A 14735-nucleotide genomic window follows, 5' to 3' on the forward strand; every position below is an offset into this window, starting at 1 on the left:
CCATTGAGCACCACCATCTTTACGCTTATGGAGAAGCAAGCCGGCACCATCATTATATTTGCCAGCTCCCAATGTTGCGACAGCCCTTGCATTAAGACGATTCATAAGAACCATTTTAAAATCCTTTCTTATACAAATTTTATCCACACATTCATCCCACTTGTGACGTGCAAGGGTATAGTTTTAATTGATTCAACATACACAGACTTGAAATGAGAGAATCTTACGATATTCGGGACTCTCATTCAACATACAAAACAGTGAATTATCATTATAAATCAATACGTTGTATCTTTAAGGAGAAAATTAGTTCCTTTATATGAAGTGATCAATGATCGTTCAGGTGATGTGGTGAATTTTTTTCGGGTGATGCAACGCCATTATTACCCTTTCATGGATCTGTTGGAGTTCCAGGTGAGTAGCCGTGAGGCGTTTGAACGGTTACGCACCCAAGATCCCAAGACCCTGACAGATTTAGAGCGGGCATTGCGGTTTTTATATCTGCAGCGGTTGAGTTTTGGTGGCAAAGTGGCAAAACAGACGTTTGGAGTTGATCCACACTGTGGTGCACGGTTTAATAGTCTCAAACTTGAAGCCTCCTTAAAGCTTATTTACCGTCGTTTAGCAGGTGTGACCATTGAACATTTAGATTGGTTTGAGTTTATTAGGCGCTATGATCGTCCCAACATCTTGTTTTACCTTGATCCGCCTTATTGGGGTGTTGAGGATTACTATGGCAAGGATTTGTTTAAGCGAGAGGATTATCAGAGGATGTCCACACTGCTTGCACAATTAAAGGGAAAGTTTCTTCTGTCACTCAATGATGTGCCGGAGATTCGCAAAAGCTTTAGCCCATTTAAGATAAAAGAGGTCACCATATCTTATACATGCAGTTCAAATAATCCAATTCCAGCTCAAGAGCTCATCATCTCAAATTGCGACTTTTAGAAAAGGAGAAAAAGCTGCCTTAAAGGGTCTTTAAATGATCTTTGAAAGGTCTTTGAAGACCCTTTGAAAACCCCTTTAATTTTTTAAAAAAGACGTGAATTTTAAAAATGAATTGCTGCAAAACCTGCTGACAAATTCTGCAAAACCTGCTGACAAGCTACATACAAGACATATAGAATCAATAATTTATAGCACGACAAAAGTGCTGTGACGGAGGGGGTAGGAATGCTATATTTATATAAAATCAATAGATTATATAGAAGTTCGGGAATTTTGATTCCGTTGATTCTTTTAACTTATTTTCTGCCTATCCCGAACCTTTTTAGAGCTTATTCTCGATCATTTAGTTCTAAATTTATCTTTTATTTTCTCTTCTTTCAGATATTAAGAAAGATGGCTGTGAGAGAAGGAATTGTGTTAGAGATCTGCTAAGGTTATTGTGTTTCAAAGGTTGCTTTTTAACACCTTTTGAACTATATTACCACCTTATTGTAAGGTAGGAGTATAGTCATGGCTACAACTGTTAAACTGTCTGATGATCTCATTAATGAGGCTAAGCGTTACGCGTCTGTTTATAGCCGCTCGGTTCCTAAGCAAATTGAATATTGGTCGCGTATGGGCAAAATAGCCGAAGAAAATCCAGATCTCTCCTTTCAATTTATTCAAGCAATCTTACTTGGACAACAAGAAAATGCAGATGGCGATGTAACAGCATTCGAATTTGGCTGAATCTATGCAAGTTTTACAAACCCATTCATTTAAAAAAACTGTCAAAAAACTGCATGCCAACCAAAAACAAGATCTAGACCAAGCTGTTCGCGTCATTATGAAAACGCCCACCATTGGTCAAGCCAAAACAGGTGATCTTTCTGGTGTTTTTGTCTATAAATTTAAAATGGCCAAGCAATTGACGCTGCTTGCTTACAGCTATGAAGATCACACGATTACTTTGACCTTGTTAGCACTTGGCTCTCATGAAAATTTTTACCGAGATCTTAAAGCATAATATATTTTACAACTTGATAGAGGCACACAGCATTAATTTTACTAAAGTTCTCCAGTGCTAAAGGTATTAAACCAAAATTTATAGACATGATCAAGCTATATTGGGCACCTAATTGCGGCATAATATTTTTAGCTAAACCGATTGGAGGACTTTGCAGCAAAGGAGTACTGCACTCATCTGCTATTACATACCTCTAACTTGAGTTAAAAACAAAGCTCTTCCGTACACCCAACAAATGGCTTTGTCATGATAGAACTTTACTAGATTAGAGGTAAGTCAGTAGCATCTGTTATAAATTTAACGCTTCGCACTTTCCTCGGTAAATTCAAGCCGCAAAATACTAAATACAACTAAGTCCTATAGCTCAATGCGCACATAATCATGCATGGTGTTTCTACGCTCAACAAGTTACACCTCAGTTCTCTTGCGCAAATACGCATAAGAAGGGTTTAATTTGCTAATTTTAGCTCAGTCTTAAGTACAACGTCTGGAAAGGCTACACGTGCCTGCTGCATCAACGTAATATTAATGCCATAGAAAAATCCCTTACTATCTGCTATAGCTTCATAAGGATTGCCTATAATGTAAAAAATGAAAAATAATATAAAATAAATTTACAAAAATGATTGACTAGAATATTAAAGCACGATAACAATTCATGCAATGCAAATCCGCAAGAGGAGATAAGGTATTGCATTTTAAGTAAAAGCCTTATCCAACTAAGGCTCCGTGGGGAGGGGGCCATTATATGCAAGAACAAACATTTGTAAATTATAAGAAAAATGCTTATGAATTGGGCGTGGAGCGTTTACGCTCTATGGAATTGTTCGAGACCCCTTCAATTCTTGAAGAAATGGCCGATGTTGCCCCTGATCTCGCAAAATTCATCATCTCTTTTGTGTATGGAGAAATTTATGAGCGACCTCACTTAACAAGCCGTATTCGGCAGCTTGCCACCGTTGCCATCTTTGCAACTCTCGGTAATGCAAGACGGCAACTCAAATTCCACCTTACCAGTGCTCTTAATATTGGGTGTAGTCCTGCTGAGCTGATTGAAGTAATGATACAGTTGGCACTTTATGCAGGGTTTCCAGCAGCCTTAAATAGTGTTTTTGCTGCAAAAGAGGTCTTTGATGAAAAGAACTAGACTTCATATCTAGTTGCGGCTCGCCATTAGTATGCGAGGATCGCTACGAATCTGGACTGAAGGCACTAGAACATATTGATGGCCCCGATGGACAAATGATTATTAAGACACTGGGTAGCATTGCTCCAGACTTAGCTCGTTTTGTTGTTGAGTTTGGGTTTGGTGATATCTACACACGGCCTATCCTCAACTTCTTTGAACGGGAAATTATAACGGTGGCAGCGTTAGGAACTGCGATTCCACAGCTGAAGCTGCATATACAGGGTCTGCTTAATGTAGCTGGCACGCCCGAACAGGTGATTGAATTAGCAATTCACATTGCTCCTTATGTAGGCTTTCCTGCAGCGATTAATGTCGTTGAAATTGCTAAAGAAGTTTTTGCCTCACGCAAGGAGACATAGAGAAATTTATTTGCCAGCAACATCATTATTATCAAAAGCGTGATACTTACGAATTTAATTTTTTTCTTAATTTCAAGAAGAATTTAATGTCTACACCGTATCTTTTAATTACAGAAATATATCCTAAAGAAAACCAAACTCTTACAGTAGCTAAGAAATGGAGGCAGATCACAGCAGAAAAATCTGAGCAGCAGGCTACGGTGTTTGTATCTCTTGATAATAGGACTGTTCTGCAGTTGAGAGCCTTGCCCTCATTAAAACAGATTGAGAGCTTGCCGGGAATATGGGAGCTTGAATTAAAATTATTGGGAGAAGATCTTGTGAACGACTTTCGTCGTCAACTTTTGACCTATGTTGAATCGGTAAAAGTGCTCAAGCAGTCTTTGCCTAGCACACCGTATCTGCAGCTGCGTCATATTGAGGTTCCTCCAAGCCGTTTTACCTCCTACCGCCAATGGCGAGACAAAACCATTTTTGACGTAGTACGCAAGGCATCTGAGGTTGAAGAGTTTATTGCTTATCATTCCATCATTAGTACAGAGCCGGGTGTTATGTTTCTCTCCGGTTTTTCTGTTGATCCTGAGATCTATAAGAGCCTTTTTTCTTCTCCGCGCTATCAAGAGATAATTAAAAAGGCCGGAGACAATTTTATCACGGGTGGAGAAGGTGGACTTTATACAAAAATTTACAAACGCTTTATTAATTAACAACGAACTACGGCGACAGCTGTAAAACTAAGCTGCAGCTTTTGGTTTGAGTGGAGGGTAGTGATTGCTAAAAATGAGCGCTTACTCTTCTATAATATTACCGAAAAGCCATGTATGTTTTAAGTAATGTAATTATTTTGGTAAATTTTTGCTTATATTTGATCAATAACGTAGTTACCGATTTTTAAAGCCATATAATAATTTTATGAAGAGTATGTTTTTATTTCAAATAAATCAAAGAGATATAAAAAGAGAGTTAAAATTAGTTATAATTTTGAGGCAGGGAGCACAATGAAAAATACATCTAATAAGAAAATTTTTATAGTTGGCAATAAATTTCATGAATTTAGTATACATGAAAACGTTAAGACTTTTTGGGAAATTTTAGAGATGATACGTACAAATTCCTTTGCCAATTTACCTAGTAATAGTCAACTTGTTAGCGGTCAAGGGTTAACAGAAGTTCAAGCTCAAGCTCTTTATGACCAAGGACTATATCCACTCGCAGCCCACGGGATTGATATTTCTCCTCTACTACAGCGTCCACTTCGCGTTAGCCGCCTGCAAAGTCATAAGCACTACATCAGAAATGCGATTATCTCTCACCCGAAACGTTTAGATGAGCATAATTTTGAATCTCACTTAATATTGGATGAACGGTCAGAACTAATGAATGATCATCAAACTGGACAACATATACAAGGTATGGTGTTGATTGAAGCAGCTCGTCAAATGTTTTTAGCAGTTACTGAGGAATATTTTATCGGAGATAACTGGACGGAGCCGTATTACTTCGTGTTAAATAGCCTAGCTGCCAATTTTACAGGGTTTGTATTCCCTCTTGACGTTGTTTTTAACTATCGAATTAACTCTAGCGATATATCCAGATTATCTCGCCTTCACTTCGATATAACTATATCAGTTAACCAAGGCGACACGAGCGCCGCTACTCTTTCCTTTCAGTTTACTGCTTATCATGCAGAAAAACTAAAGAAGAATGAACACAAACAAGCGATTAAATTTCTTAACAAGCAAACAGGTAGGGACTCTGTCTCGCGGAAAGCTGAGAACCTTGAAAATGTTTATCTTGCGTAGAGGCATTATCTATGAAAACAATAATGTACGAACTAAGTTTGACTACACAAGGACCGACTTATCCCCCGAGCGAAGTAATGGATGAAAAGGGAAATTTTATTGTTATTGGACAAATCAATCGCATGAACTCCCATGGAGAACTTACCTCAGAGTGGGGAAGAGCTTTGGTATCAACCTCTACTGTAACTCCTGAGTTCGGCAAGAATGCTCCCTACGATATCATAAAAGAACTTTCAGATCCTCTTTCTAGTAGTGATGCCTCTCTTGTATTACATACTCTGCCCTTACCATTACCATGCAATAATTATCCAGTAATATTTGCACCAGCGCAATGCCCCAATGCGAAAAATATTTATCTGCCAAGCTATGGCTTCCATGAAGTACCAATACCAGACGCTCGAAACCAAGATGGTAGAAAGATTACTGCGCCGATAACCCTTGAACAATGGTGTAAAGCGAAAGGATCCATGGAAGTTTCCGTCCCTAACGACCAACGAACAGGACATTTTCGTTTTGCATTTTTGGGGTTAATTCCTAACAGTCTTTACACAATTATGGCACTACGGCAACATGATCTGAATCCCCATGCACCTACACGACCCGGCCCACTTGGTCTTCCCAATATACTACTGGCAGATGCTGATGGGCATGCCTTTTATCAAGCAATATTACCAATCCGTTTCCATCTGTGAACGATCCCTCTGCTAATCGAATAGTAAATATCGTCTTGCTTTGGATGAGTTATCAAATGAATCGAGGCGGTGCGATCGGATGGTATGGCTTAGGAGGGGATGTCCACGCGCAGCTAAAGCTCAAAAAAACAGGTTTCTGGGAATTCACAACAAAGGATTAATATTACGAATAAATCATATCCATGCTTATAAAGAACAAACAACATTATAAAGTATTTAATTTTTTTTGAAGGGAGAAATTAATAATGAGCCTTGCGTATGCATTCTTCGATGTAGATGGCACCCTTATTCGGAGCAAGAGTATGCTCGCTTTCCACGATTTCTGGTATAAATCTTGGCTAGGTTTTTCAACCAACGCTCACCAAGAGGAATATGCAGATACTACTGCTATTTTACGTGCACACCATGATAACCAGAGTCCGCGCAGCGTAATAAACCGTCGCTTTTATGAATTTTTTGCCGGACGTGCTGTAGCAGAAGTAACAAGATGTGCAGAAACTTGGGCAAAGCGCGCGTTGATTAATCCTACTTTCTTAATCCAAGAAGTAGTAACAGAACTAAAATCCCATCATAGCCAAAAAATTGAGCCGGTCTTAGTATCCGGCTCTTTTATAGAAATTCTAGCCCCCATTGCAGAACATCTAGGTGTACCTTACATCTTGGCCACAAAACTATTGCATGATGGGCAAAAATATAATGGCCGTTTCGTCCCTCCGCAAATGATCGCCGTTGGAAAAGCGCTTGCGATTCAGGATTTTATTGAAAAACATGGTGGTGACCTTAAGAACTGCTGGGCCTACGGTGATGATATTTCCGATGAGCATATGCTGAAGCTTGTAGGTCATCCTGTCGCTGTTATTGGCGATCCTTTGCTTGAGGCGTATGCTCACAAGCATGGTTGGCGCTGTTTAAATCTACCTAAAGAATCACAAACTCTAGCATTCTCCTCTAAAAAGGTATTTCCTTTTAATGAGACGTCTTTACATGAAATATCAGTTCTTTAGTTATTCAACCTAATCACAATAAACTTTAAGGCTATCTTATTATTTAAACAATTTAATAATACTCAATACATTAAACATAATACAGTAATACATAATGCATGGCTAAAAATAAACTAGCTGAATATTAATGATTACAACTTCAGGTATAGAAAATGCTAAACGAAATGATAAAAAACACGACCGGAATTTACTCACAACAACAGAAACGTATTTTAGTCACAGGAGGCGCTCGCGGCATCGGTAAAGCAATTGTTCTAAACTTATTGAAAAATGGTCATAAGGTAGCAAGTGCAGACATCATTGACATAGAACTACCAACCTCCATCGATACGGCAAGCTTATGTAAATTGATTGTTGATATCCGCGATAAAGAAGCCATTGACTCTTCTGTCCATAAGGTTATCTCAGAATTTGGTGGCTTGATGTCTTAGTTAATGTAGCTGGCATTTGTTATAGTGGCGATCCAGAAACAATTGATGCTCAAGAATGTGCTGAAACATTTGATGTGAATATTAAAGGAATGTTCTATATAACAGCTGCTACTTTACCCTATCTAAAAAAGGAAATTCGCACCGATATTATAAATATTTCATCCATATGGGGTGTAGAATACAATCCTTCTTTAATTTCATATTCTTCTTCTAAATTTGCTGTAGAGGGCTATACTGGTGGGGTGCGCTTATGGGGAATGCCACAAAATATTCGTGTTTGTTCAATCCAAGTTGATAAAGTTAATACGGATTTTCGTCGCAATTTTAAAGGATTCCCAGAGATACCTCCAGAGAATCTTGCCAAAATGCTTCACCCAGATGACATTGCTTCCGCGGTCAACTTTATTCTTTCCTCATCTAATACCGCACAAATTTCTTCTATACTACCGCACAAATTTCTTCTATACGTCTCGATGCTCCACTTTGGTATCAAGTATAAGGATCTATCCAATGAAAATCACGCCCAGAATAGCTCTTGTCTTAACCCTCGTAGGAACCTTTTTTTGGGGTTCCAATTTCCAAGCCACTAAGATAGCTTTAACGACTGTTTCTCCATGGACAGCTTCTTTTGAGCGGTTTCTCATTGCCGTAATCGCCATATTTTTAATTATGATTTTCAAAGAAGGCTTGCGGTGGCATGTTTTATCGCAAAATTTTATTTCTTATATTTTCCTAGGGATTATCGGTGTGGCAGGGTTTAATGGCGCTTTATTTGTTGGCTTGCAAACGTCAAATCCCATAACAGCCTCCCTCATCATAAGAGAACACTTTCGCACTTAGTCGGTCATATAAGATATAATACTAAAAAATGAAATAAAGTCAATAGGTTGTGTGAAATTATTTTATATGAATCCACTTAAGAATCCACACTTTTATGCATGATTCATTTGATCATTTTTTATATAAGATTGCCATGTATGAATAGACCATAAAAAGCAAATCATGATGTAAATGTTATAACGCATGTGTGCATTCAAATGAAATGAAAAGCAGATATCATTTATAACAGTTTATAAATTTTATGACACGTTTTTATCACAGCACAAATCACATTGTTTAAAAATTTAGTCGTTTGGAATTATCGATTATACGTTTAAAGAATGGTATGAGTTTTGCTCTTTTTTGAGCGAAACCTTAAAAAGGAATAATCGTTTGAAACTGTCATAAGCTTATAGGTTTAATTTATAAAGATTGCATAAAAGGATTAAGGATAAGATCACTTTTAAAACGCTTACTAAAAGTTAAAAAAATGATAAAGAGGTATTTTATATCATATGAAATGAAAAGCCTTTTAATGAATAGATTGCAGACTAGTTTTTAAGAACGGAATTATTCGCTTCCACAAAAAAATGGAGGCCGCTAATACCACAGCAGTAAAATACTATTTTACCTTAGATATGGTACTAAAAAACGTTTTAAAAGTTACCATTTAAAAGTACAGAGCACAAATATAGAGCGATTAATTTGCAAAAAAGTTATGTTTAAAAGAAACTTATGAAAGCCTTTCTAAATACTGTTTAAACGTTTGAAACAGATGTTTATAACAGTTTCTAAAGCCTTGCGTATTGATTGTTCTTTTCTCTAAGCTTTCTACATCTTCTAAATTTTTTACATCCCTTAAGTTATTTACATCTTCTAAATTTTCTACATTATGTACATAAAAGTTAATTTGGATATTTTCATCTTTCTTTAAAAAAAGTAAAGGAAGAAGATGATAGTAAATTTCATTATGAACTAAGTTTATATCTAACACATTTTGTTTATAAGGCCCTTCAAAAGATAAATGTGTATTCCACCATTTATCTTTTTCGCCATTTTCTTTTTTAAAAGAATCTTGTGTAAACTGTGGAGTGAAATTCAGTGAAATTTGAGCATGATGTTCATCTTTGCTAAAACTAATGATTTTAACTTCTTCGAATATTTTCAAGTAAGTAATACGTCCAACCCCTTTACATCCTTCTTGAATTTTATAATCACTTTTATAAGTAGAGAAAGATTTGATATTCTCTTTTGTAAATCCATCTCCATTATCAAAAACACTTATAGAAAAAATTGGTTGATTCTCCCACAAATCTGCTTTGCCATAAAGTTGGAATAAAATATCAATTTTTGTTGCATGAGCTTGTATAGAGTTAACGATACATTCCTTAAGAACTGTAACGATATTCGTTTCTGAAGAAAGATCGCGGATTATAGCATTAAGATTGACAAGCATAAGTACACCAATATATTTTATTTATATATCTCGTTGTAATATTTAAATTTTATAATGATATTAAACACACTATTCCTGATGAAAAGTTAATAATTTCTCACCATAAGAGATATTGTATATGCTTGATAACGGTTTTTGTATAGAGGTATTGGACAAGATCTCCACACACTAAAAATAAAGACTAACCAAAATTTGAAAAACTTTATTAGAATCAGAATAAAATACTTATTCTTTCTAAAGGATTTTTCAAATGTTACCCCCTTTGGTAAAACTTTACGCAAACTTCGTATTGTTCGCTCAGAACGCCTCTATAGATATGGCTAAGAAATTAGACATATCTGTATCATTTTTATCTTCTGTAGAAATTGGCAAAAAATCTGTTCCTGTAGGACTGTAGGAAAAGATAATTGAACTCTATGATTTAGATCAAGAGAAGGCTTTACTCTTAAGAAAAGAAGCTTATGTTTGTCGCAAAAGTTTTACAATCAAGACTTCTGATCCGTTGAGGCATGAAGCTGTTGGTGAGTTTGTTAGAAATTTAGAGAATTTTTCACAACAAAACTTAGCAGAATTAAAAGACGTTCTTGAGAAAGTTTGCAAAAAAAGAGGCGTCCTATAGAGATAGGTTGAAAAATCCTATTCCCTTAACTTTATTAAGGCATCCCTCGCAGTAAAAAAGATATGAATTCCAAAAACTTAATAGGAATATAAAGCTATATGGTGGGCGATGAGAGACTCGAACTCCCGACATCCTCGGTGTAAACGAGGCGCTCTACCAGCTGAGCTAATCGCCCAATGCAATGATCAGCAATTGAATGGAGACTATTTAAGGAAGAATTTTTCTAAACGCAAGAATAAAGATGGGATTTGATAATTTTTTTTAAAAATGCATAATCCTTCTTGACATGAACGCATGAACCCCTTACACGACCGCTTGTACCAAATTAAATTGGTTCGAAAAAAAATGCGCGGGTGTAGCTCAGTTGGTTAGAGTGCTGGCCTGTCACGCCGGAGGTCGCGGGTTCGAGCCCCGTCACTCGCGCCATTTCGTGATTCCTTATGAAATTTCCTTTTTAAAATATCCATATGCTATGAGTAATGTGGTGGAGTGTTTGATTGGGAATAGATATGTTTTTTCTTTCTTTTTATATGGTTTATAAGAATAGGGCTTGCGTCTTTCTTTGCTCTGCGTTACCTATGCCGATAAGAAAAGTATCGCTCTGTATGCCTTAGAAGCAGTATGAATAGAGTTAATAGAGCGATTGTTAAATTTGTCTGTTTGGTCTCGCAATATTGAATCATTGTGTTAAACTCAGGCATTTCGTTACGATGGAAGAGGGTTATGGCTTATTTATTGAGCTCTTATTTGCCAGTCTTGATTTTCATTATTGTGTCAGCGGTTATTGCTGGAGTTTTGTTGATTACACCTTACATTGTAGCATATCGTTCCCCCGATCCTGAAAAATTATCGGCTTATGAATGTGGGTTTAATTCATTTAGTGATGCACGCATGAAGTTTGATATTCGTTTCTATTTGGTATCAATTTTATTTATTATTTTTGATCTTGAAGTTGCATTTCTTTTTCCTTGGGCTGTTTCATTCGAATCAATAGGTATGTTTGGCTTTTGGTCGATGATTGTGTTTTTAGCGATTTTGACTATTGGATTTATATATGAATGGAAAAAAGGAGCCCTTGAATGGAATTAAGATCTAATAATTCAACGATTGAGGCTCCAAAACCAAAAGGAATCATTGATCCAAATACTGGTGGGCTGATAGGATCTGACAATAAGTTTTTTCGTGATATCAATGCTGAATTATCAGATAAGGGTTTTTTAGTTACCTCGGCAGATGCTTTGATTACTTGGGCACGTACCGGTTCTTTAATGTGGATGAGTTTTGGTTTGGCTTGTTGTGCTATCGAAATGATGCAATGCTCAATGCCTCATTATGATAATGAGCGTTTTGGATATGCACCACGAGCTTCACCCCGCCAGTCAGATGTGATGGTGGTGGCAGGTACTCTGACAAATAAGATGGCTCCTGCTTTAAGAAAAGTGTACGATCAGATGCCAGAGCCACGTTATGTGATTTCTATGGGATCATGTGCAAACGGTGGGGGATATTATCATTATTCCTATTCAGTAGTGCGGGGATGTGATCGTATCGTGCCTGTCGATATATATGTCCCAGGGTGTCCACCTACAGCAGAGGCATTATTATACGGCATATTGTTGCTACAGAAAAAAATCCGTCGTACCGGATCCATAGAGCGATAGAGAGTTTTCTTGTCATGGTGGATGAAACATTGGTTGAGCTTGCTGCTTATTTGGAAAACAAATTAAAAAATAAGCTTGAAGAGACTGTTCTTGCTTTTGGTGAATTGACCATTGTGGCACGTCTTGATGCAATTATCGATGTCTTAATGTTTGTTCGTGATGATTCTCGCTGTCAATTTATTAATCTTACAGACATTAGTGGTGTGGATTATCCTTCTCGCGATAAGCGCTTTGATGTTTCTTACCAATTGTTATCTCCTCGTGAGAATTTACGCTTACGTGTAAAAGTTCGTACAGATGAAAATACTCCTGTTGCTTCAGCTTGTACGGTTTATCCTGGCGCAGAGTGGTATGAACGTGAAACGTATGATATGTATGGGATTTTATTTTCAGGACATCCGGATTTGAGACGGATTTTAACAGATTATGGGTTTGAAGGATATCCTTTACGCAAAGACTTTCCTGTGACAGGATTTGTTGAATGCCGTTATGATAATGAAGCAAAGAGGGTGATTTATGAGCCTGTTGTTTTGCGCCAAGAAATGCGTAATTTTGATTTTCTTTCTCCTTGGGAAGGAGGACAGTATACTTTGCCATGTGATGGGAAAGCAGATGAAAAAAAATAATATTGGTTTTGATAAGGCATTATATTAGGGTACTGTATTTCTTAAATAATTAAATATTTTTTAGCGTGATAGATTTTTTTGATATTTGATATGAAGTTTTTTAAAAAGCAAGGGGTTGATTGTGGCTGAGGTCAATGTTCGAAACTTTAATATCAATTTTGGTCCGCAGCATCCTGCTGCGCATGGGGTTTTGCGCATGGTTCTGGAGCTGGACGGTGAAGTTGTTGAGCGTGTAGATCCACATATTGGGTTGTTGCATCGCGGTACTGAAAAATTAATGGAAACAAAGACTTATCTTCAAGCTGGTCCTTATCTAGATCGTTTGGATTATGTTGCTCCTATGAATCAGGAACATGCTTTTGTTCTTGCTATTGAAAAGTTATTAGATATAAAAGTTCCTAAAAGAGGGCAATTAATACGTGTTTTGTTTTCTGAAATTGGGCGTATTCTTAATCATTTGCTTAATGTAACGACACAGGCAATGGATGTTGGTGCTTTAACACCACCGCTTTGGGGATTTGAGCAACGTGAAAGATTGATGATTTTTTATGAGCGTGCCTGTGGTGCTCGTCTTCATGCAAATTATTTTCGTCCTGGTGGCGTGCATCAAGATTTACCAGAATCTTTAGTTGAAGATATTGGTGATTTTATTGATCCATTTCTTGTTTCTCTCGGAAAACTTGATGCGCTTGTGACCCCAAATCGGATTTTTAAGCAGCGTAATGTGGATATTGGCGTTGTAAGTATTGATGAAGCTTGGGTACGCGGTTTTTCTGGGGTTATGATTCGTGGAGCTGGTGTTCCATGGGATTTGCGTAAAAGTCAGCCTTATGAATGTTACGATGAAATGGAATTCGATATTCCTATAGGTAAAAATAGCGATTGTTATGATCGCTATCTTATTCGTATGGAAGAAATGCGTCAATCAGCGAAAATTATGCGCCAATGTGTGGAACGTTTACTGAGTACTGAAAAAAATGGACCGGTTTCGAGCTTGGATCGCAAAATTGTACCACCGACGCGGAGTGAAATGAAAAGCTCGATGGAAGCACTGATTCATCACTTTAAACTCTATACGGAAGGTTTTCATACACCTCCTGGAGAAGTATATGTTGCTGTGGAAGCTCCGAAGGGTGAGTTTGGTGTTTATCTTGTTTCTGATGGAACCAATAAGCCTTATCGTGTCAAGTTGCGTGCTCCTGGGTTTGCTCATCTCCAAGCTATGGATTTTTTAACCAGAGGTCATATGTTAGCAGATGCTACAGCTATTTTGGGTTCGATTGATATTGTTTTTGGGGAGGTTGATCGCTAATGTCCGTACGCCGTCTTGCAGATGATGTTTATCAGCCCGCTGAGTTTTCTTTTACAAAAGAAAATCAGATATGGGTAAAAAATACCATAAAAAAATATCCTGCAGGGCGTGAGCAGTCTGCTGTAATTCCATTATTAATGCGTGCTCAAGAGCAAGATGGTTGGGTGACACGTGCAGCGATTGAGCATATTGCTCAGATTCTTTCCATGGCTTATATCCGTGTCTTAGAAGTTGCTACTTTTTATACTCAGTTTCAGCTTAAGCCTGTTGGAACAAAAGCGCATATTCAAGTTTGTGGTACAACGCCTTGTATGTTACGTGGTTCTGACGAATTGATTAAAGTTTGTCAGAAAAAAATTCATCATGAACCTTTTGCGACCAATCAGAATGGAACCTTATCATGGGAAGAGGTAGAGTGTCTTGGTGCTTGTGTGAATGCTCCGATGGTTATGATTTTTAAAGATACTTATGAAGATCTTACAGCTGAACGCCTTGAAGAAATTATTGATGCATTTGAAGCAGGTAAGGGTTCTGAGATAGCGGTTGGTCCGCAAAATAGTCGTAAATCGTCGGAACCGATTAGTGGTTTAACTTCTCTTATTGATGATGAGAAAGAAAAAAAGATCTCTCAAGTCTTCACCAAAAAAGGATAAGGAAAGAATGGGGAACATAATTAAGTATTTTTCTTGAGAAAATATTTTATTATTCTACCCATGATGGCAACATTTAACGAAAAGTAAGAAATCTTGAAAAGATATTTAAAAATTGCATTTGAGGAAAAGCGGAAAATGCTATGGGTAATAGAAAAAAA

15 protein-coding genes, 2 tRNA genes and 4 pseudogenes are annotated in these 14735 nt (G+C 37.2%); 18 read left to right on the plus strand and 3 right to left on the minus strand.

What is annotated here, in order from left to right; all coding sequences use genetic code 11:
* A pseudogene (locus ACFINR_RS03730) lies at window positions 1-114 on the minus strand (integrase); the annotation flags it as partial.
* 150 nt (window positions 115-264) lie between these two features.
* On the opposite strand from ACFINR_RS03730, the gene ACFINR_RS03735 reads away from it, so the two are divergent.
* The 11 genes and pseudogenes from ACFINR_RS03735 (at window position 265) to ACFINR_RS03785 (ending at window position 8271) form a co-directional block, all read left to right on the plus strand.
* Entirely contained in the window at window positions 265-948 is a 684-nt protein-coding gene (locus tag ACFINR_RS03735; protein WP_375652671.1) for a DNA adenine methylase, read from the plus strand.
* 510 nt (window positions 949-1458) lie between these two features.
* Window positions 1459-1677: a TA system antitoxin ParD family protein gene (locus ACFINR_RS03740; protein WP_005773872.1), complete on the plus strand. Its 219-nt coding sequence runs from the start codon at window positions 1459-1461 to the stop codon at window positions 1675-1677.
* On the plus strand, window positions 1670-1954 hold the full coding sequence (locus ACFINR_RS03745) for a type II toxin-antitoxin system RelE/ParE family toxin (RefSeq protein ID WP_246054788.1): 285 nt from the start codon (window positions 1670-1672) through the stop codon (window positions 1952-1954). Before ACFINR_RS03740 ends, ACFINR_RS03745 begins: the two co-directional genes overlap by 8 nt.
* Before the next feature lie 748 nt (window positions 1955-2702).
* Entirely contained in the window at window positions 2703-3101 is a 399-nt protein-coding gene (locus tag ACFINR_RS03750; RefSeq protein ID WP_375652555.1) for a carboxymuconolactone decarboxylase family protein, read from the plus strand.
* Between the two features lie 95 nt (window positions 3102-3196).
* Entirely contained in the window at window positions 3197-3502 is a 306-nt protein-coding gene (locus tag ACFINR_RS03755) for a carboxymuconolactone decarboxylase family protein (protein WP_375652557.1), read from the plus strand.
* Window positions 3503-3588: 86 nt separating this feature from the next.
* On the plus strand, window positions 3589-4209 hold the full coding sequence (locus ACFINR_RS03760; protein ID WP_273758245.1) for a hypothetical protein: 621 nt from the start codon (window positions 3589-3591) through the stop codon (window positions 4207-4209).
* A gap of 291 nt (window positions 4210-4500) precedes the next feature.
* Complete coding sequence (locus ACFINR_RS03765; RefSeq protein WP_375652559.1) at window positions 4501-5304, plus strand: AfsA-related hotdog domain-containing protein; 804 nt, start codon at window positions 4501-4503, stop codon at window positions 5302-5304.
* A gap of 11 nt (window positions 5305-5315) precedes the next feature.
* A complete protein-coding gene (locus tag ACFINR_RS03770) occupies window positions 5316-5996 on the plus strand; it encodes a hypothetical protein (RefSeq protein WP_375652561.1) in 681 nt (226 codons plus the stop codon).
* A 245-nt stretch (window positions 5997-6241) separates the two neighbouring features.
* A complete protein-coding gene (locus ACFINR_RS03775) occupies window positions 6242-7000 on the plus strand; it encodes an HAD family hydrolase (RefSeq protein ID WP_375652565.1) in 759 nt (252 codons plus the stop codon).
* A gap of 164 nt (window positions 7001-7164) precedes the next feature.
* Window positions 7165-8021: pseudogene (locus ACFINR_RS03780) on the plus strand (SDR family oxidoreductase).
* A complete protein-coding gene (locus ACFINR_RS03785) occupies window positions 7942-8271 on the plus strand; it encodes an EamA family transporter (RefSeq protein WP_375652568.1) in 330 nt (109 codons plus the stop codon). Before ACFINR_RS03780 ends, ACFINR_RS03785 begins: the two are co-directional and overlap by 80 nt.
* A gap of 712 nt (window positions 8272-8983) precedes the next feature.
* Here ACFINR_RS03785 and ACFINR_RS03790 read toward each other — a convergent pair.
* Window positions 8984-9706, minus strand: a complete 723-nt coding sequence (locus tag ACFINR_RS03790) for an ATP-binding protein (protein WP_375652571.1) — start codon at window positions 9704-9706, stop codon at window positions 8984-8986.
* A gap of 216 nt (window positions 9707-9922) precedes the next feature.
* Between ACFINR_RS03790 and ACFINR_RS03795 the strand changes: the two are divergent.
* Window positions 9923-10325, plus strand: a pseudogene (locus ACFINR_RS03795) (helix-turn-helix domain-containing protein).
* Window positions 10326-10424: 99 nt separating this feature from the next.
* On the opposite strand, the gene ACFINR_RS03800 reads toward ACFINR_RS03795, so the two are convergent.
* A tRNA-Val gene (locus tag ACFINR_RS03800) sits at window positions 10425-10500 on the minus strand.
* 174 nt (window positions 10501-10674) lie between these two features.
* On the opposite strand from ACFINR_RS03800, the gene ACFINR_RS03805 reads away from it, so the two are divergent.
* The 6 genes and pseudogenes from ACFINR_RS03805 to nuoE all read left to right on the plus strand — a co-directional run bounded on the left by ACFINR_RS03805 (window position 10675) and on the right by nuoE (window position 14614).
* A tRNA-Asp gene (locus ACFINR_RS03805) sits at window positions 10675-10751 on the plus strand.
* A 297-nt stretch (window positions 10752-11048) separates the two neighbouring features.
* Entirely contained in the window at window positions 11049-11414 is a 366-nt protein-coding gene (locus ACFINR_RS03810) for an NADH-quinone oxidoreductase subunit A (protein ID WP_005773599.1), read from the plus strand.
* The gene (locus ACFINR_RS03815; RefSeq protein WP_375638388.1) at window positions 11405-11986 is read left to right on the plus strand and encodes a NuoB/complex I 20 kDa subunit family protein; all 582 of its coding nucleotides are present in this window, start codon (window positions 11405-11407) and stop codon (window positions 11984-11986) included. The genes ACFINR_RS03810 and ACFINR_RS03815 overlap by 10 nt, the downstream gene beginning before the upstream one ends.
* Before the next feature lie 14 nt (window positions 11987-12000).
* Window positions 12001-12612, plus strand: a complete 612-nt coding sequence (locus tag ACFINR_RS03820) for an NADH-quinone oxidoreductase subunit C (protein ID WP_375613458.1) — start codon at window positions 12001-12003, stop codon at window positions 12610-12612.
* A gap of 121 nt (window positions 12613-12733) precedes the next feature.
* Complete coding sequence (locus ACFINR_RS03825; protein WP_375652575.1) at window positions 12734-13924, plus strand: NADH-quinone oxidoreductase subunit D; 1191 nt, start codon at window positions 12734-12736, stop codon at window positions 13922-13924.
* A pseudogene (gene nuoE, locus ACFINR_RS03830) lies at window positions 13924-14614 on the plus strand (NADH-quinone oxidoreductase subunit NuoE). The gene ACFINR_RS03825 and the pseudogene nuoE overlap by 1 nt, the downstream one beginning before the upstream one ends.
* The last annotated feature ends 121 nt before the right edge of the window (window positions 14615-14735 follow it).

Source organism: Bartonella sp. AP19HLJMH (assembly GCF_042196245.1).
Lineage (GTDB): Bacteria > Pseudomonadota > Alphaproteobacteria > Rhizobiales > Rhizobiaceae > Bartonella.

What these genes read in the sequence shown, in the direction of transcription:
- ACFINR_RS03810 (WP_005773599.1), top strand. Translation starts at nt 11,049, where the DNA reads ATGGCTTATTTATTGAGCTCTTATTTGCCAGTCTTGATTTTCATTATT.
- ACFINR_RS03770 (WP_375652561.1), top strand. Translation starts at nt 5,316, where the DNA reads ATGAAAACAATAATGTACGAACTAAGTTTGACTACACAAGGACCGACT.
- ACFINR_RS03785 (WP_375652568.1), top strand. Translation starts at nt 7,942, where the DNA reads ATGAAAATCACGCCCAGAATAGCTCTTGTCTTAACCCTCGTAGGAACC.
- ACFINR_RS03755 (WP_375652557.1), top strand. Translation starts at nt 3,197, where the DNA reads ATGATTATTAAGACACTGGGTAGCATTGCTCCAGACTTAGCTCGTTTT.
- ACFINR_RS03820 (WP_375613458.1), top strand. Translation starts at nt 12,001, where the DNA reads ATGGTGGATGAAACATTGGTTGAGCTTGCTGCTTATTTGGAAAACAAA.
- ACFINR_RS03750 (WP_375652555.1), top strand. Translation starts at nt 2,703, where the DNA reads ATGCAAGAACAAACATTTGTAAATTATAAGAAAAATGCTTATGAATTG.
- ACFINR_RS03815 (WP_375638388.1), top strand. Translation starts at nt 11,405, where the DNA reads ATGGAATTAAGATCTAATAATTCAACGATTGAGGCTCCAAAACCAAAA.
- ACFINR_RS03760 (WP_273758245.1), top strand. Translation starts at nt 3,589, where the DNA reads ATGTCTACACCGTATCTTTTAATTACAGAAATATATCCTAAAGAAAAC.
- ACFINR_RS03775 (WP_375652565.1), top strand. Translation starts at nt 6,242, where the DNA reads ATGAGCCTTGCGTATGCATTCTTCGATGTAGATGGCACCCTTATTCGG.
- ACFINR_RS03765 (WP_375652559.1), top strand. Translation starts at nt 4,501, where the DNA reads ATGAAAAATACATCTAATAAGAAAATTTTTATAGTTGGCAATAAATTT.
- ACFINR_RS03790 (WP_375652571.1), bottom strand. Translation starts at nt 9,706, where the DNA reads ATGCTTGTCAATCTTAATGCTATAATCCGCGATCTTTCTTCAGAAACG.
- ACFINR_RS03740 (WP_005773872.1), top strand. Translation starts at nt 1,459, where the DNA reads ATGGCTACAACTGTTAAACTGTCTGATGATCTCATTAATGAGGCTAAG.